At 71.3% G+C, this 20,357-nt stretch carries 21 protein-coding genes; 8 read left to right on the forward strand and 13 right to left on the reverse strand.

Translation table 11 applies throughout. The annotated features are described in order from the left end of the window. Window positions 1-23 precede the first annotated feature (23 nt). Window positions 24-1,007 (forward strand): amidohydrolase family protein, encoded by a 984-nt coding sequence (locus ACSUPV_RS12385; RefSeq protein ID WP_037766588.1) that lies wholly within the window; start codon window positions 24-26, stop codon window positions 1,005-1,007. A gap of 78 nt (window positions 1,008-1,085) precedes the next feature. On the opposite strand, the gene ACSUPV_RS12390 is transcribed toward ACSUPV_RS12385, so the two are convergent. From ACSUPV_RS12390 to ACSUPV_RS12430, 9 genes are all read right to left on the reverse strand, one after another. Further along, complete coding sequence (locus ACSUPV_RS12390) at window positions 1,086-1,427, reverse strand: TcmI family type II polyketide cyclase (RefSeq protein WP_031116410.1); 342 nt, start codon at window positions 1,425-1,427, stop codon at window positions 1,086-1,088. Window positions 1,428-1,450: 23 nt separating this feature from the next. Then, complete coding sequence (locus ACSUPV_RS12395) at window positions 1,451-1,930, reverse strand: SRPBCC family protein (protein WP_031116411.1); 480 nt, start codon at window positions 1,928-1,930, stop codon at window positions 1,451-1,453. Between the two features lies 1 nt (window position 1,931). Further along, window positions 1,932-2,189: an acyl carrier protein gene (locus tag ACSUPV_RS12400; RefSeq protein ID WP_031116412.1), complete on the reverse strand. Its 258-nt coding sequence runs from the start codon at window positions 2,187-2,189 to the stop codon at window positions 1,932-1,934. Window positions 2,190-2,223: 34 nt separating this feature from the next. After that, window positions 2,224-3,474: a ketosynthase chain-length factor gene (locus tag ACSUPV_RS12405; RefSeq protein ID WP_031116413.1), complete on the reverse strand. Its 1,251-nt coding sequence runs from the start codon at window positions 3,472-3,474 to the stop codon at window positions 2,224-2,226. After that, window positions 3,471-4,739 carry a beta-ketoacyl-[acyl-carrier-protein] synthase family protein gene (locus ACSUPV_RS12410; RefSeq protein ID WP_031116414.1) on the reverse strand — a complete coding sequence of 423 codons (1,269 nt, stop codon included), beginning with the start codon at window positions 4,737-4,739 and terminating at the stop codon, window positions 3,471-3,473. The genes ACSUPV_RS12405 and ACSUPV_RS12410 overlap by 4 nt, the downstream gene beginning before the upstream one ends. Beyond that, window positions 4,736-5,200 (reverse strand): cupin domain-containing protein, encoded by a 465-nt coding sequence (locus tag ACSUPV_RS12415; RefSeq protein ID WP_031116415.1) that lies wholly within the window; start codon window positions 5,198-5,200, stop codon window positions 4,736-4,738. Before ACSUPV_RS12415 ends, ACSUPV_RS12410 begins: the two co-directional genes overlap by 4 nt. Window positions 5,201-5,260: 60 nt before the next feature. After that, entirely contained in the window at window positions 5,261-6,379 is a 1,119-nt protein-coding gene (locus tag ACSUPV_RS12420; RefSeq protein WP_382616224.1) for a SchA/CurD-like domain-containing protein, read from the reverse strand. A gap of 230 nt (window positions 6,380-6,609) precedes the next feature. After that, window positions 6,610-6,903, reverse strand: a complete 294-nt coding sequence (locus ACSUPV_RS12425; protein WP_031116417.1) for an MTH1187 family thiamine-binding protein — start codon at window positions 6,901-6,903, stop codon at window positions 6,610-6,612. Next, on the reverse strand, window positions 6,900-7,244 hold the full coding sequence (locus tag ACSUPV_RS12430; protein WP_031116418.1) for a DUF3817 domain-containing protein: 345 nt from the start codon (window positions 7,242-7,244) through the stop codon (window positions 6,900-6,902). Before ACSUPV_RS12430 ends, ACSUPV_RS12425 begins: the two co-directional genes overlap by 4 nt. Window positions 7,245-7,452: 208 nt before the next feature. On the opposite strand from ACSUPV_RS12430, the gene ACSUPV_RS12435 reads away from it, so the two are divergent. The 4 genes from ACSUPV_RS12435 (at window position 7,453) to ACSUPV_RS12450 (ending at window position 10,127) form a co-directional block, all read left to right on the forward strand. Then, window positions 7,453-8,085, forward strand: coding sequence for an AIM24 family protein (locus ACSUPV_RS12435; RefSeq protein ID WP_031116419.1), 633 nt, complete (start codon window positions 7,453-7,455; stop codon window positions 8,083-8,085). A gap of 1 nt (window position 8,086) precedes the next feature. Beyond that, window positions 8,087-8,737 carry an AIM24 family protein gene (locus ACSUPV_RS12440; RefSeq protein ID WP_037766603.1) on the forward strand — a complete coding sequence of 217 codons (651 nt, stop codon included), beginning with the start codon at window positions 8,087-8,089 and terminating at the stop codon, window positions 8,735-8,737. Further along, window positions 8,734-9,534: an AIM24 family protein gene (locus ACSUPV_RS12445; RefSeq protein WP_037766606.1), complete on the forward strand. Its 801-nt coding sequence runs from the start codon at window positions 8,734-8,736 to the stop codon at window positions 9,532-9,534. Before ACSUPV_RS12440 ends, ACSUPV_RS12445 begins: the two co-directional genes overlap by 4 nt. Window positions 9,535-9,650: 116 nt before the next feature. Next, the gene (locus ACSUPV_RS12450; protein WP_031116423.1) at window positions 9,651-10,127 is read left to right on the forward strand and encodes a MarR family winged helix-turn-helix transcriptional regulator; all 477 of its coding nucleotides are present in this window, start codon (window positions 9,651-9,653) and stop codon (window positions 10,125-10,127) included. 10 nt (window positions 10,128-10,137) lie between these two features. Here ACSUPV_RS12450 and ACSUPV_RS12455 read toward each other — a convergent pair whose 3' ends face one another. Both ACSUPV_RS12455 and ACSUPV_RS12460 read right to left on the reverse strand, forming a co-directional pair. Next, window positions 10,138-11,559: a sensor histidine kinase gene (locus tag ACSUPV_RS12455; RefSeq protein WP_037766609.1), complete on the reverse strand. Its 1,422-nt coding sequence runs from the start codon at window positions 11,557-11,559 to the stop codon at window positions 10,138-10,140. Next, window positions 11,556-12,224, reverse strand: coding sequence for a response regulator transcription factor (locus tag ACSUPV_RS12460; protein ID WP_031116426.1), 669 nt, complete (start codon window positions 12,222-12,224; stop codon window positions 11,556-11,558). The genes ACSUPV_RS12455 and ACSUPV_RS12460 overlap by 4 nt, the downstream gene beginning before the upstream one ends. A 116-nt stretch (window positions 12,225-12,340) precedes the next feature. Here ACSUPV_RS12460 and ACSUPV_RS12465 point away from each other — a divergent pair, with 116 nt between their 5' ends. Further along, window positions 12,341-12,994: a PepSY domain-containing protein gene (locus ACSUPV_RS12465; RefSeq protein ID WP_436947472.1), complete on the forward strand. Its 654-nt coding sequence runs from the start codon at window positions 12,341-12,343 to the stop codon at window positions 12,992-12,994. A gap of 361 nt (window positions 12,995-13,355) precedes the next feature. Here ACSUPV_RS12465 and meaB read toward each other — a convergent pair whose 3' ends face one another. Together meaB and ACSUPV_RS12475 are read right to left on the reverse strand one after the other, a co-directional pair. After that, the gene (meaB, locus tag ACSUPV_RS12470; protein ID WP_037766615.1) at window positions 13,356-14,327 is read right to left on the reverse strand and encodes a methylmalonyl Co-A mutase-associated GTPase MeaB; all 972 of its coding nucleotides are present in this window, start codon (window positions 14,325-14,327) and stop codon (window positions 13,356-13,358) included. A gap of 38 nt (window positions 14,328-14,365) precedes the next feature. Beyond that, window positions 14,366-15,574 (reverse strand): acetyl-CoA C-acetyltransferase, encoded by a 1,209-nt coding sequence (locus ACSUPV_RS12475; RefSeq protein ID WP_031117522.1) that lies wholly within the window; start codon window positions 15,572-15,574, stop codon window positions 14,366-14,368. 148 nt (window positions 15,575-15,722) lie between these two features. Between ACSUPV_RS12475 and mce the strand changes: the two genes are divergently transcribed. Together mce and scy are read left to right on the forward strand one after the other, a co-directional pair. After that, window positions 15,723-16,163: a methylmalonyl-CoA epimerase gene (gene mce / locus ACSUPV_RS12480; RefSeq protein WP_031117521.1), complete on the forward strand. Its 441-nt coding sequence runs from the start codon at window positions 15,723-15,725 to the stop codon at window positions 16,161-16,163. Window positions 16,164-16,395: 232 nt separating this feature from the next. Then, window positions 16,396-20,343, forward strand: coding sequence for a polarized growth protein Scy (scy, locus tag ACSUPV_RS12485; protein ID WP_382616215.1), 3,948 nt, complete (start codon window positions 16,396-16,398; stop codon window positions 20,341-20,343). Window positions 20,344-20,357: the final 14 nt, after the last annotated feature.

The raw sequence follows: 20,357 nt of genomic DNA on the forward strand, positions 1-20,357 counted from the left end.
ACGACCACTGCGAGGACATGCCGATGCCATACGAAGACGGTCCCGTCGCGGGGCGAGTGGACGTCCACCACCATTTCACCGCGCCGGCCTGGCTGGACTGGGCGCAGGAGCGCGGTGTCGTCAACCGCGAGAGGCTGCCCTGGTGGACCCGCTGGGACCTGGACGCGGCTCTGGAGGTCATGGACAAGACGGGCATCGGCACCGCCGTCATGACCGTCGCGATGCTCGGACGGTTCCGCGAGCCCGCGGAGCGCCGGGAGAGCGCGCGGATCGCGCTGCGGGCGGCGGCCGATGTCGTCGAGGACCATCCCGCACGTTTCGCCTTCTTCACTCCTGTGTTCCTGGACGACCTGGAACTCTCGCAGTGGAGCCTCCGTTACGGGCTCGACGAGCTCGGGGCCGTCGGGGTGAGCACGAGAACGAGCATGGACGGTGTCTACCTCGGTGACGCCACCCACGATCGCCTCCTGCAGGAGCTGAACGACCGGTCCGCCGTCATCAGCACGCACCCCATGGAAGTGCCCGCCGGAAAGGACGGCGGGGCCGGACTGCCGGGGATGCCGCCCTTCGTGTGCGACTTCCTCATGGACACCACACGTGCGGCCATCAACCTGATCCGTAACGGCACCCTGGACCGCTATCCGAATCTCAGTTTCGTCCTTCCTCACGGAGGGGGCTTCCTGCCGTACATGGCCACACGGCTCGAACTCTTCGGCGGACACCTCACCCCCGGGATCGAGCCGGGCAGGGTCCGTGACTACCTGCACCGGTTCTACTTCGACACCGCGGGCCCCATGTCTCCCTCCGCCACGCCCACGCTGCTGGCCACGGTGGATCCCGGCCGTGTCCTGTTCGGCACGGACTGGCCACCCACCCCCGGCCAGGTCGTCGCCGACATCGCGGTCCCCTCTCTGGACGGCGATCCCTTCCTCTCGCCGGAGCAGCTCAGGGGCATCAACCGGGAGAACGCCCTGCGTCTGCTGCCGGCACTGGCCCGCTCCGCCTGACTCCTGCCTTGCCTGGCCGCACCCACGGGAGAAGGCCGCCGCCCTCACGGGCGGCGGCCTTCTCCTCTCTCATCGGCGTCACCGGGTGGCCGGGGCCGTGTCTCTCTCCCAGTGGTAGAAGCACCGCGCCATCGCGTCCTTCGGACCGCGCCAGGTCTGCGGGTCGTACGGGCTGACGTACGCCTCCAGCTTGCTGCTGATGTCGCGGAACTCGGGATGCCCGGCCACCCGCGCGATGGCGGGACCCGGGTCCTGCTCGGCCTCGATGAAGTGCATGTACACGTCGCCGAACTGGAAGAGGGAACGCTGGGTCACCCCGACGAGGCGGGGCAGGTCGCCGCGGTCGGAGGCCGCGAAGACCTCGGCGATGTCCGGAGCCGAGTGCGGGGCCATCCGGGCGACGATCAAGGCGTGGTGCATGAGGTCTCCTTACGCGGCGGCGTTCAGGCGGGCGTGACCGGTGAGGTCCGCCGCTCGGCGGCGACCTGCTCGATGTGGTCGCGGATGAGGGCCAGCTGGACGGGCGAGTTGCGGTTGATGATGTCCGTCATCCCGGCGTCGTCGACCGGCGCGTCCGGCCTCATGGCGAAGTCCTGGGTCCAGTGCATCCGGGTGCCGTCGGGGGTCTCCTCGTACTCCCACCGGATGTTCATGTACTCGAACGGACCGGGCTCGACCCGGCGTGCCGTGACGGTGAGCTTGTCGCGGTCGGTGGTCCGCTCCGACACCCAGCTCCACACCTTGCCGTTCTCGTCGGGGTGCATGGTCAGGCGGAAGGTGACCGTGTCGCCCTGCCGGGACAGCACTTCGGCGTCCGCGTACTCGCTGAACAGCTGCGGCCATCTCTCGATGTCGTTGGTCATGTCCCAGACGAGGTCGAGGGGCGCGGCGATGGTGATCTCGTTCTCGGTGTGCCCTGCCATCTCAGGCTCCTGTCATGAGCGTGCTGTTGACGAGGTCGAGGAAGTCGCGGGGGCTCTTGCACTTCTCCGCGTCGGTGGGGAGCGCCCGGCCCTTCCGGTTCTCCAGCTCGCCCACGATGCCGAGGAGGCCGAGCGAGTCCAGCCCGAACTCGGCGAAGGGTGTGTCCACCCGGGCCTCGAGGTCGTGCGGGTCGACGGTGACACCGGCGGCCTTCTTCATCAGTGCCGCCAGCTCTTCGAGGGTCACTTCACTGCTCATGCGCGTTCTCCTTGTCGTACGGGTGCTGTGGGCTTCACCGGGCGGCCGGTCCCGGGGCGCGGCGCAGTACCAGCGCCGCGTTCGAGCCCATGAGTCCACGGCTGAGGACCAGGGCCGTGCTCAGCTCGGCCGGGCGCGCCGTGGACGTCACCAGGTCGATGTCGTGGCAGATGTCGACGACGTTGGGCGTGGGCGGGATCCGCCCTTCTTCCATGGCCATCACCGCGGCCGCGACGTCCAGCAGGGGTGCCCCGCAGTAGGACCGCCCGATGCCGGTCTTGGGAGCCGTGACGGGCACGCGGGTTCCGTGCCGGCCGAGGGCGTCGGCGAGGGCGAGGGCCTCGGCGCGGTCCGCCTCCGGGACACCCATCGCGTCGGCGAAGACCACGTCGATCTCCTCCGGTGCGCAGCCGGCTTCGTCGAGGGCGCCGCGGATGGCATGGGCGAGTCCCTCCCTCGAGCGGTCCCAGCGCGAGGCGCCGGTGAACGTGGCCGCGTGGCCCACCACGGTGGCGCGGACGTCCGCGTCGCGCCGGCGGGCGCGGTCCAGGTCCTCGACGACCAGCACGGCACCGCCCTCGGCCGGCACGAAGCCGCAGGCCTCGGAGGTGAAGGGCCGATAGGCCCGCGCCGGGTCCTCGACGGTGCTGAGTTCGGGGTATCCGAGCTGGCAGACCATCGAGTACGGAGCCAGCGGCGCTTCTGCCGCCCCGACCACGACCACCTCGGTTCCCCGCCCCACGGTCCGGGCGGCGTGCGCGACGGCGTCCAGCCCGCCGGCCTCGTCGCTCGCGACCACCCCGCAGGGGCCCTTGAAGCCGCTGCGGATGGATATCTGGCCCGTGCTGGCCGCGTAGAACCAGGCGATGGACTGGTAGGGACCGACGAACCGGGACCCCTGTCCCCACAGCTTCTGCAGCTCCCGCTGACCGAACTCACCGCCACCGGATCCGGCGGCGGTGACGACACCGACGGAGTACGGGGAGTCGGTGGCGGCATCGCTCAGTCCCGCGTCCTTCAGAGCCGCGCCGGCGGCGGCCATCGCGAAGTGGCTGAACCGGTCGGTCTGGACGAGGAAGGTCTCCTCGATGAGTGCCGTGGGGTCGAATCCCCGGACCTCGCCGGCGACGCGGAGCGGAAGATGCCCGCATCCCTCACGGGTGATCCGGTCGAGTACGGACAGGCCCTCCTCGACGGACTTCCAGTAGGTCTCCGTTTGCAGACCGTTGGGCGCGACCACACCGATCCCTGTGATGGCGGTGCGACGGTTCGGCTGAGCACTCATCGTTTCCTCCCGGCCGGCCCCGTCAGGAGCACCGCGGACTGGAACCCGCCGAATCCGCTGCCCACGGACAGCACGTTGGCGAGCTTGCGCGGCCGCGCGGTGCGCGGCACGTAGTCCAGGTCGCACTCGGGGTCCGGGGTTTCGTAGTTCGCCGTCGGCGGGACCACCTGGTGGGCCAGGGCCAGCACGCAGGCGACGACCTCGATCGCGCCGATCGCGCCGAGCGAGTGGCCCACCATGGACTTGATCGAACTCATGGGCGTGTCGTAGGCGTGGGCGCCCAGGGACCGCTTGACCGCGGCGGTCTCGTGACGGTCGTTCTGGCGGGTGCCCGAGCCGTGCGCGTTGACGTAGTCGATGAGTGAGGGATCCAGCCGGGCCTGCCCGAGCGCGGTGTCGATGGCCCTGGCCATCTCCAGACCCTCACTGGTCAGTCCGGTCATGTGGTACGCGTTGCCGAAGGTGGCGTAGCCACCGATCTCGCAGTAGACGTGCGCGCCGCGGGCACGGGCGTGTTCGAGCTCCTCCAGGACGAGCACGGCGGAGCCCTCCCCCATGACGAATCCGTCGCGGTGGGCGTCGAAGGGCCGGGAGGCGTGCCCCGGGTCGTCGTTGTTCGGCGAGGTCGCCCTGATGGCGTCGAAGCACGCCATGGTGATGGGGGAGATCGGGGAGTCGGACGCTCCGGCGATGCAGATGTCGGCGCGGCCGTCCTCGATCATGTGAAAGCCGTAGCCCACCGCGTCGAGTCCGGAGGTGCAGCCGGTCGACACGGTCTGCACCGGCCCCTGGGCGCCGAAGTGCTCGGCGACGTCGGACGCCAGGGTGCTGGGCGAGAAGGCCCGGTGCAGCTGCGGGCCGGCGGCGCGGTGGTCGACGTCCCACCGTTGCCCTCGCTCGCTGACCAGGACGTAGTCGTGCTCCAGGCGGGTGGTGCCGCCCACGGCGCTGCCGAGCGAGACGGCCACGCGCCACGGGTCCTCGGCGCCGAACTCGATGCCGCAGTCGGCCACCGCCTCCGCCGCGGCGACGACGGCGAACTGTATGTACCGGTCGCTGCGTTCGACCACATCGGGATCGAGGCCGTACGCGAGCGGGTCGAAGTCGCACTCGGCCGCGATACGTGACCGCAGCCCCTCGGGATCGAACAGCGTGATGCCGCGCGTCGCGGTACGGCCGCTCGAGAGGAGGTCCCAGAAGGCCGGCACCCCGATACCGCCAGGCGCCACGACACCGATGCCGGTGACCGCCACCCGCCGGGTCACGAGAGCACCCCGCGTCGCTCGGGCCGCGCGCCGTCCTCCTGCACGGCCGGGTACGTTTCGCCGCTCGCGTTCCCCTCCAGGGCCTCTGTGTCGACGTGGCCCATGCTCGGCTTCGGAGCCAGCGGACCAAGATGGAAGACCATCCGGGCTTCGACGTCACCGACGTTGCGGAAGCGGTGCCGCATGCCGATGGGGACCATGAGGCCCTGGTCGGCGCGGATCGGGTGTGTCACGTCGTCCAGGTCGACTTCCAGCTCGCCCTGGACGACGTAGACGAACTCCTCCGAGTACGGGTGGTAGTGCTCGCTGATGCGTTCACCCGGCTGCATGATGGCCAGGCCCATGAACCCGCTCGTGGAACCCACCGTGAGAGGCGTGAGCAGGGTGCGCAGGTCTCCGCCACGCTTGCGGTTGGGCTCGGTCTCGCTCAGATCCACGATGCGCGGTCGCGTCTTGTTCATGGTCCGTCTCCAGATCGGTCTGTGGGGTGTTGTCCATGGGCGCGTGTCGTCCATGGATCGTCAGGACTGGGCAGCCCTGCGATCGGTGATCAGCGTCATGTCGGCGTGCGCCAGGAGGCGAGTGGCGTCCCGGTCGCCGGAGAGCGGTCCTTCGACGCCGAGCGCGGCGCCGTCGAGCAGGCGGGACAGCACGGCGGCCTTCCTCGTGCCGTGCATGCCGAGCACCCTGACCGGATCGGTCTCGGGGTCCCGCGTGTCGATGAGACGGACGACCAGGTCGTCCCGGTGGAAGACGGTGCTGCGGTGCACGGGGCCGGCGGGGTCGGCCGCGGCGGTCTCGTCCTGCTGGGCGAGCAGCCGCGCCAGTACCATCCCGCAGCCCTCACGGGCCGGGTAGTACAGGGCGTGACGCCGCAGACCGGCCGGCTCCGGCCCGCCGCGCGCCACATGGTGGACGGCCGGCATGGCCGCGCGGATGAAGAAGGCCCGTGCCGACGCGGGGTCGGTCAGGTCCCGGCTCTGTTCCAGGTGCGGATTGAGGGCTTCCTCGACGGCCCGCACCTCCGGCTGACGCGAGACGTGGCGCAGCGCCGTCTGCAGATCGCCCTCCACCTCGACGGTGCGTACGACTCGGTTGCCGTGCATGAACAGCGTCGTGCGGCGCAGTCGTGTGGAGTCGTCGGCGCGGGCCTCAGGCGGCGCGTATCCGGCGAGGATCTCCGCGACCTTCGACTCGGAGCCGGGCTTGACGGTGAACGTCAGCGCGTGGCGCGTCACGCCGTCGCCCACCCGCACCGGCGCCTGGACCCCGTCAGCGGTCCCGGCGGCGGGCGGGAGGGCCCGCCCGGTCTCCCGGACGACGTTGTAACGCAGCGACCGGAGGTCCCGGACGCAGTCCTGCATGGGCCTGACGGTCTCCAGGTGCTCCTCGCTGTTCACCCAGGCGAGATACGGCGGCGCGGTCGCCCATTCGCTCGTGATGAGCCACTGGGACGGGTTCTCCACGGACTGGCACAGCTGGTCACCGAGATGACCGGGAATCGACGCGACCCGGCTGCGCATGTGCTCGTACGCGTCGAGGAACCGTTGCTGGGCGCCTTCGTGGAGATCGACGAGCAGGATGACGCGCAGCCTGGAACCATCGAACGCCGACTGGGAGGTGTACGTCGAAGTGTTCACCGGCAGGCCCTTCCTTCACTGGGCAGACGGCGGCCGCCGTGCCCGGCTGGGGGATGGCGGTCGGCCCTGAGCCCTCATCGTGGGTCGGTGTGCCGGACTCCGCGAGCCGCACGGGTCATCAGGGGGAACTGCCCGGTGCACAGGTCGAGCCGCTCCGGCGCGGATCCGGGCCTGGCCACGGCACAACACAGCCCCGGCTCGTCACGAGCCGGGGCTGTCGTCCTTGCGGCCTACTCGGCGAGATGCCGCTCCACCGTCTCCACCTTGGCTGTGAGCCCGTCCGTCACTCCGGGGCGGATGTCCGCCTTGAGGACCAGGGACACACGCGGGGCCCGCTGCTCGACCGCGGCGACGGCGCGCCTGACGACGTCCATGACCTCGTCCCACTCGCCTTCGATCGAGGTGAACATCGCGTCGGTCCGGTTGGGCAGACCCGACTCGCGCACCACTCGGACGGCGTCGGCGACGTACTCCCCCACGTCCTCCCCGACACCCAGCGGCGTCACGGAAAAGGCGACGATCACGCCTTCACCGCACCTTCCTGGCGCGCCCGGGACGCGATCACCGCGTCCTCGGCCTCACGCCGCAGCTTGCGCTCGGCGAAGAACCCGCCGGCGGGCAGCACCGAGAGCACGAAGTACAGCGCGGCGGTCTTCGCCGACCACTTCGTCCGGTTCCACGCGTCGGCCCAGAAGATCACGTACAGGATGAACAGGACGCCGTGCACCATGCCCATCACCGGCACGGCGTTGAAGTCCGTGGTCCGCTTCAGCACCGAGCAGACCAGCAGGAGGAGGAAGGAGATCGCCTCGGGGGCCGAGACCAGGCGGAGGCGGCGGATGGCGGTGGCGGTCTTGAGGTCCACGGGTCACCTTCGGTGGGAGACGGTCTTGCTGGGGCCTGACGCTCTGCGAAAGCGCTTTGTGAACGCACGCACAAGCGTCCCGGCCCATTGTGGCAAACCACCGCTGGCCCCTCGGCCCGGGGGCCCCTAGGGGTCCGGTCAGGGTCGTTCTCCACCCACGGGCCCTGTCCGTGGCGCCCGGCCTGCGGCTACCGTCGCGTATGTGGCGATGTTCCGACTTCAGAGCAGCAAGGTGCTCGCCGTCGACATGACCGGAGACGCCGTGAAGGCGAAGAACGGCTCGATGGTCGCGTACGACGGCGAGATGGCCTTCAAGAAGCTCAGCGGTGGCGGCGAGGGCATCCGGGGCATGGTGACCCGGCGGCTGACCGGTGAGCAGATGACGTTGATGGAGGTGAAGGGCCGGGGCACCTGCTGGTTCGCCGACCGCGCCTCCGAGATCAACCTGGTCAGCGTCCAGGGCGACAAGCTCTACGTGGAGTCGAGCAACCTGCTCGCGACCGACGGCGGGCTGCGCACGGGCACGGAGTTCACGGGCCTGCGCGGAGCCTCGCAGGGCAACGGCCTCTTCACGACGACCGTCGAGGGCCACGGCCAGGCCGCGATCATGTCCGACGGGCCGGCCGTGGTGCTGCGCGTCAGCCCGCAGTACCCGCTGACCGTGGACCCGGGCGCCTACGTGGCGCACCAGGGGAACCTGCGGCAGTCCTTCCAGTCCGGTGTGACGTTCCGCACGTTGCTCGGGGAGGGCGGCGGCGAGGCCTTCCAGATGCGGTTCGAGGGGGACGGGCTGGTGTACGTGCAGCCGAGCGAGCGGAACACGATCGCGGGAGACGTGTGAGATGGCCTTCCGGGAGATCAACGCGAAGATGGTCGAGGCGACGGTCGCGCCGGGTCAGCGGCTGTTCAGCCAGCGCGGCGCGATGCTCGCCTACCGGGGCGAGGTGTCCTTCACACCCAACATGGCGGGCGGCCAGGGCGGGATCATGTCGATGATCGGCCGCCGGGTCGCCGACGAGGACACGCCGTTGATGACCGTCGAGGGCAGCGGCACGGTCCTGTTCGGGCACGGCGGGCACCACGTCCAGGTCATCCGGCTCGCCGGCGACACGCTGTACGTGGAGGCCGACCGCCTCCTGGCCTTCGAGGGCACGCTCCAGCAGGGCACGATGTTCCTGGGCTCGCAGGGCGGCGTCATGGGCATGGTCCGGGGGCAGGTCAGCGGCCAGGGGCTGTTCACGACCACGCTCAAGGGACACGGGGCCGTCGCGGTCATGGCCCATGGCGGGGTGATCGAGATCCCGATCACGCCCCAGCGGCCGGTCCATGTGGACCCGCAGGCCTACGTCGCCCACCACGGCGACGTCCGCAACAAGCTGTCCACCGCCCTGGGCTGGCGGGACATGGTGGGCCGCGGCTCGGGCGAGGCGTTCCAGCTGGAGCTGAGCGGCAGCGGTGCGGTGTACGTCCAGGCGTCGGAGGAGAAGCTGTGAGCACGTACGGAACCCCGGGCGCCGGCCCCGCGGTCTTCGACCCGGCGACCCTGCCGCCCGACGACAACGTCAATCCCTACACCTTCTGCGTGGAGCTCAAGGGGAGCCAGTGGTTCCTGCAGAAGGGGAAGATGATCGCCTACTACGGCTCGATCGACTTCAACGGCGTGGGACACGGTCGGCTGGACCGTCTTGTCCGTACGTCCTTCCATTCGCCTCTGCACGCTAGCGACTGGGTCGTGGCGGAGGGCTCGGGCAAGATGCTCCTCGCCGACCGGGCCTTCGACGTGAACTCGTACGACCTGGAGGACGGCAATCTGACCATTCGCTCCGGCAACCTGCTTGCTTTTCAGCCAACTCTCGCACTGAAGCAATCAATCGTGCCGGGTTTTCTCACCCTCATCGGAACCGGAAAGTTCGTGGCCGCGTCGAACGGGCCGGTGGTGTTCATGGAACCCCCGATCCGGGTCGACCCCCAGGCCCTGGTCGGCTGGGCCGACTGCCCCTCCCCCTGCCACCACTACGACCACGGCTACATGACCGGCGTGATGGGCGGTCTACGTGCGCTGACGGGCCTCGGAGGGGTCTCCGGCGAGGAGCACCAGTTCGAGTTCGTCGGCGCCGGCACGGTGCTGCTCCAGTCGTCCGAGACCCTGATGGCCGAGCAGGACACGGGAGCCGTTCCGCACCAGGCCGGCGTGCCCGGCGGCGGGGCGCACGGCCCCCAGGCCGGGCAGTCCGGGGCACCGCGTCTTCCCGGACAGCTGGGGGACCTCCAGCGTCGCTTCGGGCTGTGAGCGGTAGTCTGCGGAGTGTGACATCGAACGCCTGCGCACCAACGTTCGGCAGGCGTGCGTCGTCACACGAAAACCCTCACTAGTTCGCCTTTCAACCTTTTAGGTAGACTTCATTCATGGAGACCGAGACGGCCACTCGCTGGCTGACCGATGCGGAGCAGTGCGCCTGGCGCACCCACCTGGAGGTCAACAGGCTGTTGACGTACCAGCTCGAGAAGGACCTGCAGCCGTTCGGCCTGACAATGAACGACTACGAGATCCTGGTGAATCTCTCCGAGTCCGAGGACCAGCGGATGCGGATGAGCGACCTCGCCTCCGCCACCCTCCAGTCCAAGAGCCGCCTCTCGCACCAGATCACGCGCATGGAGAACGCGAACCTGGTCCGGCGGGAGAACTGCGAGTCCGACCGCCGGGGGCTCTACGCCGTCCTCACCGAGCACGGCATGGCGACGATGCAGAAGGTCGCGCCCCACCACGTGGCGTCGGTGCGCAGGCACTTCATCGACCTGCTGTCCCCCGAGGCCCTGACGGAGCTCGACAAGGCCCTCAAGCCCATCGCGGAGCACCTGCGCGGCCAGCGCGGGCGCCCGTGACGGCAGCCCGCTAGGCGAGGGGCAGGCGGAGTTCGAACAGGGCTCCGCCTGCGGGTCCCTGTCCGGCCGTCAGCGTGCCGCCGTGCCTCACGGCGACGTCCCGGGCGATGGCGAGGCCCAGTCCGGCACCGCCGTCGTCGCGGCTGCGGGCGGCGTCCAGCCGGACGAACCGCTCGAAGATCCGCTCCCGGTCGCCCTCGGGCACACCGTCCCCGTCGTCCGCCACACCGACGACGGCCCGGTCCCCCTCGCGCCGCACGCTCACGGTGACGGCCGTCCGGGCGTGCCGCTGGGCGTTGTCGAGCAGATTGGCCAGCACCCGCCCCAACTGCCCCCGCGATCCGGCCACCTCCACCGGCTCCGCGTCCACCGTCACGCCCGTCCGCCCCTCGGCCTCCTCCCGGGCCAGCCCGGCGAGGTCGACGCGCGCGTCATGGGGCCGCTCCCCCGCGTCCAGCCGGGCGAGCAGCAGCAGATCGGCGGCGAGCCGCTGGAGCCGCACGGTGTCCTCCACGGCCCCGTCGAGGTCGAGCAGTTCGGGATGGGCGGCGGCCACCTCCAGCTGCGTCCGCAGCGAGGCGATGGGGCTGCGCAGCTCGTGGGAGGCGTCGGCGACGAAGCGCCGCTGCCGCTCCACGGACGTCTCCAGGGCGGCGAGCGTCTCGTTGGTGGTGCTGGCGAGCCGGGCGATCTCGTCGTGGGTGTCCGGCTCGGGGACGCGCCGGGCGAGGTCCTCGGACTGGGTGATCGCGGCCATCTCGCGCCGGATGCCCTCCACCGGCCGCAGGGCCCGCCGGGTGACCAGCCAGGTCACGCCCGCAACCACGCCCAGCAGCAGCGGGAACCCGATCAGCATCACGGTCAGCGCGCTCCGCACGGCCCCGTGCTCGGCGGCCAGCGGGGCACCGGCGAAGACCTTGAGGTGCCCCCGGTCATGGGTCTCCACCTCCACGGCGGCGAACCGGTAGTCCTCCGTGTCCCCGTCGACCGTCGCCGACCCGTTCCTGAAGACGCTCTCCCCGGAGATCTCCCCCGGTTCGAGAGACGCGCCCGAGTCGCCGGAGTCATCGGCGTCGTCATCGTCGTCCCCGCGTGGCGCCGCGGCCGACGGCTGCGCCTTCACCTTCGCGCTGTCCGTACCGCTGATCCGCTGCAGGTCCTCACTGACCGCGACCAGCCGCTTGTCCTCGTCGAGGACCTGCACCGGCCCGACGTCCCCGTCCAGGCCCGACAGCTTGTCGTACGGCGTCCCGGCGGCGAGCTCGGAGGCGACCGCCCGCGCGGAGCGCTCCGCCTGCGTGCCGGCCTCGCCCATCAGATTCGACCGCAGCGACAGCAGCACGGCGGCCCCGGCCGCGACGAGCGCCACCGCGACCACGAGCGTGGCCGCCAGCGTGGCCCGCGCCCGTACGGACCCGAAGAGCCGCCTCACGGCGAGGTCTCCAGCCGGTACCCGGCACCGCGCACGGTCCGGATCAGCCCCGGCCGCAGCTTGCGCCGCAGGGTGCTGACGTACACCTCGACGATGTTCGGGTCGCCCTCGTACGCGAAGTCCCAGACGTGCTCCAGGATCTCGGACTTGGACACCACCTCGCCCGCCCGCAGCACGAGCTGCTCCAACACGGAGAACTCCTTGGCGGTGAGGGAGATCTCGTCCTCCCCGAGGAACACCCGGCGAGCGGCCGTATCCACCTTCAGGTCCCCGTGCACATGCACGGGCGAGGCCCCCGCACCCTGCCCGCGCCGCCGCAGCAGCGCCTTGATCCGGGCGACGAGCACGACGTACGAGAACGGCTTGGTCAGGTAGTCGTCCGCGCCCGTGTCGAGCCCCTCGGCCTCGTCGTACTCACCGTCCTTGGCGGTCAGCATCAGGATCGGCACCTCGTGCCCGGCGGCGCGCAGGGCGGCGCAGACCCGGTAGCCGTTGAGGCCCGGCAGCATGATGTCGAGGATCACCAGGTCGTACGCCCCCTCCGAGGCCTGGTGCAGCCCCTCCCGACCGTCGTGGACGACGTCCACGGCGTACCCCTCGGCCGTCAGGCCCCTGGCGAGCGACAGGGCCAGCCGCTTCTCGTCCTCCACGATCAACAGGCGCATGCGTAAAGAGTGGCAAAGGGAACCTGAAGATCCCTTCAGGGGGTTTCAGGTTCCTCTCAGCCTCCGTCGGCCAGAGTCGAAGACGTCGAAAACGAAACGACTCGGGAGGAATCCGCATGAAGCGCAACATCGTGATCGCCGCTGTGACCGCTGCCGCTCTGATCGGAGGCGGTACGGCCACGGCCCTGGCGACCACGGGAGACGACACGGGCTCGGCGCGGCAGACGGCCGACACCCGGCTGTCGGGCGACGACGTCCGTGACGACCAGGACGGTGCGGACGACCGCGACGACGACGCTGCTCGGGTCTCCTCCTCCGACGTCACCGCGCCCGAGGCGATCGCCTCCGCGCTGAAGCACACCTCGGGTACGGCCGTCTCCGCCGAGCTGGACGACGAGGACGACAGCGCCAAGGTGGTCTGGAAGGTCGATGTCCTGTCCGGCGACAACACCTGGCACAGCGTGAGCGTCGACCCGTCCAGCGGCAAGGTCCTCGGTTCGCACGCCGACGACGAGGACGACACGGCGCAGGTGCGGGCGACCCTGAAGGGTTCCTCGGTGACGGCCGAGGAGGCCGCGAAGGCTGCCGCCGACAAGGGCGTGGTGACCTCCGTCGACCTGGACGAGGACGGCAAGAACAAGTCCTGGGAGGCCGAGACCCGCACGTCCGGCGGCGCCGAGCAGGACTGGAAGATCGACCTGAAGACGGGCAAGGTCACGGCGGACCGCTCCGACGCGCAGGACGACGCCGCCGCCGACGACCAGGACTGACCACTCACTGCCCGATATCAACCGCCCCGGCGTCTGTGCTGACGCCGGGGCGTTACGCAACCCGGCGCAGCGGGGTACCGCTGCGCCCACCCGTGCCGCCCCTGGCGGCACGCATGCCCGCAGCTGAGCGGGACGCCAGGGTGAGCCACGACGCGCCCGCACCCGCCGTCGTACGCAAGGGGCCGTGTCGGGGGGTGTCCGCCCGCAGCGGTTGGCGCGTCAACGAACAGTCGGTCGGCACGCAAGTCGATCGCGCCGTTCCGAGGACGGACACCCCCCGGCGCGGCCCCGACCCACCACCGGCGAGTAGGCGCGACACAAGCCCCCACACAGCCGCACAGGCCGCCGCAGGCCCCCCGGCTCAACCGCCGGAGGCAGAGGCGCTCGTCAACCCCGCGACCAGCTCGTCCGCCGCCCGATAGGGGTCCAGTTCCCCGGCCACGATCCGCTCCGCAAGCGCCCCCAGCCGCCGGTCCCCGTGCAGGTCCCCGATCCGCTCCCGCAGCGCCGTCACCGCGATCGTCTCGACCTCGCGCGAAGCCCGGGCCATCCGCCGTTCGGCGAGGACCCCCCGCTCCTCCATCCAGGCCCGGTGCTTCTCCAGCGCCTCGACGACCTCGTCCACGCCCTCGCCCCGCGCGGCGACCGTCTTGACGATCGGCGGGCGCCAGTCGCCCGGCCCCCGCGCCTCCCCCAGCCCCAGCATGTGGTTCAGCTCGCGGGCCGTCGCGTCGGCCCCGTCCCGGTCGGCCTTGTTCACGACGTACACGTCGCCGATCTCCAGGATCCCGGCCTTGGCCGCCTGGATCCCGTCCCCCATCCCGGGCGCGAGCAGCACCACGGACGTGTCCGCCTGCGAGGCGATCTCCACCTCGGACTGCCCGACCCCCACCGTCTCGACGAGGATCACGTCGCAGCCGGCCGCGTCCAGCACCCGGATCGCCTGGGGCGCGGCCCACGCCAGCCCGCCCAGATGCCCCCGCGTCGCCATCGAGCGGATGTACACGCCCGGGTCGGACGCGTGCTCCGACATCCGCACCCGGTCCCCGAGCAGCGCACCGCCGGAGAACGGGGACGACGGGTCGACGGCGAGCACGCCGACCCGCTTGCCCTGCTTGCGGTAGGCGGTGACCAGCGCCGAGGTCGACGTCGACTTGCCGACCCCGGGCGACCCGGTCAGCCCCACCACGTACGCCCCTCCGGTCAGCGGCGCGAGCGCCGCCATGACCTCCCGGAGCTGCGGGGACGCCCCCTCCACCAGCGAGATCAGCCGGGCGACGGCCCGCGGCCGCCCCTCCCTGGCCTGGGCCACCAGCGTGGAGACGTCCTGCATCACAGCTCCGTTCGTGAAAGGGGGATCCGAAACCGCCGTCAGGCCTTCGGTACCCGGACGATCAGCGCGTCACCCTGACCACCGCCACCGCACAGCGCGGCCGCGCCCACACCGCCGCCCCGCCGCTTCAGCTCCAGCGCCAGATGCAGCACGAGACGCGCACCGGACATCCCGATCGGGTGACCCAGGGCAATGGCACCACCGTTGACATTCACCTTTTCGGTGGACACCCCGAGGTCCTTCATGGACTGCACGGCGACCGCCGCGAACGCCTCGTTGATCTCGATGAGGTCGAGGTCCTCGACGCCCAGCCCCTCCTTCTTCAGCGCGTGCTGGATCGCGTTGGACGGCTGCGACTGCAGCGAGTTGTCCGGCCCGGCCACGTTCCCGTGGGCCCCGATCTCGGCGATCCACTCCAGGCCGAGTTCCTGCGCCTTGGCCTTGCTCATCACGACCACGGCGGCGGCACCGTCGGAGATCTGCGAGGCGGAACCGGCCGTGATCGTGCCGTCCTTGGAGAAGGCGGGGCGCAGCTTGCCGAGCGACTCAACGGTCGTGTCGCCGCGGATGCCCTCGTCCTTGCTGAACAGCACCGGGTCGCCCTTGCGCTGCGGGATCTCGACGGGCGTGATCTCGGCCTCGAACAGGCCGTTCTTCTGCGCGGCGGCGGCCCGCTGGTGGGACAGCGCGGCGATCTCGTCCTGCTCGGCCCGGCCGATGCCGAGGCGGGTGTTGTGCTTCTCCGTGGACTCGCCCATGGCGACGCCGTCGAAGGAGTCGGTCAGGCCGTCGTAGGCCATGGCGTCGAGCATCTGCACCGCGCCGTACTTGAAGCCCTCGCGGGACTTGGGCAGCAGGTGCGGGGCGTTGGTCATGGACTCCTGGCCGCCGGCGACGACCACGTCGAACTCACCCGCGCGGATCAACTGGTCGGCGAGCGCGATCGCGTCGAGGCCCGAGAGGCACACCTTGTTGATGGTCAGCGCCGGCACGTTCATCGGGATGCCGGCCTTGACCGCGGCCTGACGCGCCGGGATCTGCCCCGCCCCGGCCTGGAGCACCTGCCCCATGATCACGTACTGCACCTGGTCGCCGCCGATCCCCGCACGGTCGAGGGCGGCCTTGATCGCGAAGCCGCCGAGGTCGGCTCCGGAGAAGGACTTGAGCGAACCGAGCAACCGTCCCATGGGCGTACGCGCGCCCGCGACGATCACCGAGCTGTTCGCTTCGGAGGTTCCAGAAGACATGAGCTGCGATCCCCTTACCGGCTGCACAGCCGAGGAGTGAACGAGGGTTTACTTCGAATGTACTGACCGGTACTCCACCCCGTCATCGGGCTGTCGGTGTGATCGCGCGCACGTTGCGTAACCACCGCAGGAGCGCTGCACTGAATCCATGCTGACGCGAATCGACCACATCGGAATCGCCTGTTTCGACCTCGACAAGACCGTCGAGTTCTACCGTGCCACCTACGGCTTCGAGGTGTTCCACTCCGAGGTCAACGAGGAGCAGGGCGTGCGCGAGGCCATGCTCAAGATCAACGAGACGTCCGACGGCGGCGCCTCCTACCTGCAGCTTCTCGAGCCGATCCGCGAGGACTCCACCGTCGCGAAGTGGCTGGCGAAGAACGGCGAGGGCGTCCACCACATCGCTTTCGGTACGGCGGACGTCGACGCCGAGTCCGCGGACATCCGCGACAAGGGCGTACGCGTGCTGTACGAAGAGCCGCGACGCGGTTCCATGGGGTCACGGATCACCTTCCTGCACCCCAAGGACTGCCATGGCGTACTGACAGAACTGGTCACTTCGGCGCCTGTTGAGTCACCTGAGCACTGACCCTCGTACATAGAGGCCGGTAGGGTTGGGTGCGGTCGCCGCTCAGCCAGGGTGACCGCGGTCCCGCCGTGCGACGGCAGGACCACCGGGGTCCGGGTTTCGGGGGAAGAGCGTCGGGGCAGCAGCCTCTGCTCCGCCGATGATCTGACACCATTCCCCGGGGGCCCCGTTCGGCGGATGGACGGAGCTCGTTTGGAGAGAGTTGCGACCAGGGGACGGATGGGACCGCGCAGTGCGGGGCTACGAGAGCCAGGAGCGAGAGCCGGCGGCTGACGTCGACCACCTCTCTCGGTTCGAAGCCGAGATGAAGCGGCTGAAGACCGAACGGGAAAAGGCGATCCAGCACGCCGAGGACCTCGGCTACCAGGTCGAGGTGCTGCGCGCCAAGCTGCACGAGGCGCGGCGCACCATCATGTCCCGGCCCTCCTTCGAGGGGGGCGACATCGGCTGGCAGGCCGAGCAGTTGCTGCGCAACGCGCAGATGCAGGCCGACCAGATCCGCGCGGACGCCGACCGGGAGCTGAGCGAGGCCCGGGCCCAGACCCAGCGGATCCTCCAGGAGCACGCCGAGCAGGCGGCCCGCCTCCAGGCGGAGCTGCACCAGGAGGCGGTGACCCGCCGCCAGCAGCTGGACCAGGAGCTGGCCGAGCGCCGCCAGACGGTCGAGTCGCACGTCAACGAGAACGTGGCGTGGGCGGAGCAGCTGCGGGCCCGCACCGAGCAGCAGGCCCGCCGGCTGCTGGAGGAGTCCCGCGCCGAGGCCGAGCAGGCCATGGCCACCGCCCGCGCGGAGGCCGAGCGGCTGACGACGGAGGCCCGGCAGCGGCTGACGAACGCGGCCGAGGAGGCCCGCGCCGAGGCCGAGCAGATCCTGCGGCGCGCCCGCACGGACGCCGAGCGCCTGCTCAACGCCGCCTCCACACAGGCCCAGGAGGCCACCGACCACGCCGAGCAGCTGCGGACGTCCACCGCCTCGGAGTCGGAGTCGGCGCGCCGCCGGGCCCAGGAGCTGAGCAAGGCCGCCGAGCAGCGGATGGCCGAGGCCGAGGAGGCGCTGCGCAAGGCGCAGACCGAGGCGGAGAAGCTGGTCGCGGAGGCCAAGGAGGCCGCCGCCAAGGCCCTGGCGAGCGCCGAGTCCGCGAACGAGACGCGGACGCGCACCGCCAAGGAACAGGTCGCCCGGCTGGTCGAGGAGGCCACGAAGGAGGCCGAGAACACCAAGTCCGAGGCCGAGCAGATCGTCGCGGACGCCCGTGCCGAGGCCGAGAAGATCGTCGCGGAGGCCTCCGAGAAGGCCCGCACGCTCACGGCCGAGGAGACCGCGACCCAGCTGTCCAAGGCGGCCCGGACGGCCGAGGAGGTCCTCACCAAGGCGTCGGAGGACGCCAAGAAGACCACCAAGGCCGCGGCCGAGGAGGCCGAGCGGATCCGCAAGGAGGCCGAGGCCGAGGCGGACCGGCTGCGCGCCGAGGCACACGACATCGCCGAGCAGCTCAAGGGCGCGGCGAAGGACGACACCAAGGAGTACCGCGCCAAGACGGTCGAGCTGCAGGAGGAGGCCCGCCGGCTGCGCGGCGAGGCCGAACAGCTGCGGGCGGACGCCGTCGAGGAGGGCGAGAAGATCCGCGCCGAGGCCCGCAAGGAGGCCGTGGCGCAGATCGAGGAGGCGGCGAAGTCCGCCGAGGAACTGCTCGCCAAGGCCAAGGCGGACGCCGACGAGCTGCGCACGACCGCCCAGACGGACAGCGAGAAGGTCCGCACCGAGGCCATCGAGCGGGCGACGACCCTGCGCCGGCAGGCCGAGGAGACCCTCCAGCGCACCCGGCAGGAGGCCGAGCGGCACCGCGAGGAGGTCATCGAGCAGGCCGAGGCCCTCAAGGCGGACGCCGAGCGCGCGGCGCGGGAGCTGCACGAGGAGACCGAGCGGGCCGTAGAGGCCCGCCGCGCGGAGGCCGCCGAGGAACTGACGCGGCTCCAGACGGACGCGGAGGAGCGGCTGGCGGCGGCCGAGCAGGCCCTGTCGGACGCCCGTGAGGAGGCCGCGCGGATCCGCCGCGAGGCCGCCGAGGAGAACGAGCGGCTGCGCGCCGAGGCCGCCGAGCGGATCCGCACGCTCCAGCAGCAGGCCGAGGCCGAGGCCGAACGGCTGCGCGACGAGGCCGCGTCGGACGCGTCCGCGGCGCGCGCCGAGGGCGAGGCCGTCGCCGTACGCCTGCGGTCGGAGGCCGCGAGCGAGGCCGAGCGGCTGAAGTCGGAGGCGCAGGAGAGCGCCGACCGGATGCGCGCGGAGGCGCAGGCCGCCGCCGAGCGGCTCGCCACGGAGGCGTCCGAGACGCTGGCCGCCGCCCAGGAGGAGGCCAACCGGCGCCGCCGCGAGGCCGAGGAACTCCTCGGCAGCGCCCGGCAGGAGGCCGACCAGGAGCGCGAGCGGGCCCGCGAACAGAGCGAGGAGTTGCTGGCCTCGGCGCGCAAGCGCGTGGAGGAGGCGCAGACCGAGGCCGTCCGGCTGGTCGAGGAGGCCGACCGGCGCGCCACGGAGATGGTGTCGGCGGCCGAGCAGCACGCGCAGCAGGTCCGGGACTCCGTCGCGGGGCTGCACGAGCAGGCGCAGGAGGAGATCGCCGGGCTGCGCTCCGCCGCCGAGCACGCGGCGGACCGTACGCGCCGGGAGGCCCAGGAGGAGGCGGACCGGGTCCGCTCCGACGCCTACGCCGAGCGGGAGCGGGCGAGCGAGGACGCGGGCCGGCTGCGCCGCGAGGCGCACGAGGAGACCGAGGCCGCCAAGGCGCTCGCCGAGCGGACGATGTCCGAGGCGATCGCGGAGGCGGAGCGGATCCGCACGGAGGTCTCCGAGCACGCCCAGCGGGTGCGCACGGAGGCGTCGGACACCATCGCCGAGGCCGAGCAGAGCGCCGCGCGCACCCGGGCGGACGCCCGCGAGGACGCCAACCGCATCCGGTCGGACGCGGCGACGCAGGCGGACACCCTCATCACCGAGGCCCGCAACGAGGCGGAGCGGCTCACCACCGAGACGGTCCAGGAGACCGACCGGCTGCGGATGGAGACGGTCACCGAGGCCGAGCGGGTCCGCACCGAGGCCCTCTCCGCGGCCGAGCGCGTCCGTTCCGAGGCGGCCGCGGAGGCCGAGCGGCTGCGGGCCGAGTCGGTCGCCAAGGCCGACCAGCTGATCGGGGAGGCCACCGGCGAGGCGGAGCGGCTGCGGGCCGAGGCCGCCGAGACGGTCGGCTCGGCGCAGCAGCACGCGGAGCGGGTCCGTTCCGAGGCCGAGCGCGTCAAGGCCGACGCGGAGGCGGAGGCGGAGCGGCTCGTCGCGTCGGCGCGCGAGGAGGCCGACCGCACGCTGGACGAGGCCCGCAAGGACGCCAACAAGCGGCGCTCCGAGGCGGCCGAGCAGGTCGACAAGCTCATCTCGGAGACCACGGCCGAGGCGGACAAGCTGCTCGGCGAGGCGCAGCAGCAGGCGCACAAGACCACCGCGGAGGCCGAGGCGCAGGCCGACACGATGGTGGGCGCGGCCCGCAAGGAGGCCGACCGGCTCGTGTCCGAGGCGACGGTCGAGGGCAACTCGCTGGTGGAGAAGGCCCGTACGGACGCGGACGAGCTGCTGGTCGGCGCGCGTCGGGACGCCACGCAGATCAGGGAGCGCGCCGAGGAGCTGCGCGACCGCATCACCTCGGAGATCGAGGAGCTGCACGAGCGGGCCCGCCGTGAGTCGGCCGAGACGATGAAGGCGGCGGGCGACCGCTGCGACGCGCTCGTCAAGGCGGCCGAGGAGCAGCTCGCGAAGGCGCAGGCGAAGGCCAAGGAGATCGTGTCGGAGGCCAACTCCGAGGCGGGCAAGGTCCGTATCGCCGCGGTGAAGAAGGCGGAGGGGCTGCTCAAGGAGGCCGAGCAGAAGAAGACCACGCTGATCCGGGAGGCCGAGGAGCTCAAGGCCGAGGCGATCCGCGAGGCCAAGCGCACGGTCGAGGAGGGCAAGCGCGAGCTGGAGGTCCTGGTCCGCCGTCGCGAGGACATCAACGCGGAGATCTCCCGTGTCCAGGACGTGCTGGAGGCGTTGGAGTCCTTCGAGGCCCCGTCCGCGGCCAAGGACAACGGGGTCAAGGCGGGAGCGGCGGTCGGCGCACCCCGTTCGGGTGGCAAGACTTCGGAAAGCTAGCGAAGCGGGGCGAA

The sequence above is a fragment of the Streptomyces sp. SudanB52_2052 genome (assembly GCF_964272415.1).
GTDB classification, from domain to species: Bacteria; Actinomycetota; Actinomycetes; order Streptomycetales; family Streptomycetaceae; genus Streptomyces; species Streptomyces olindensis.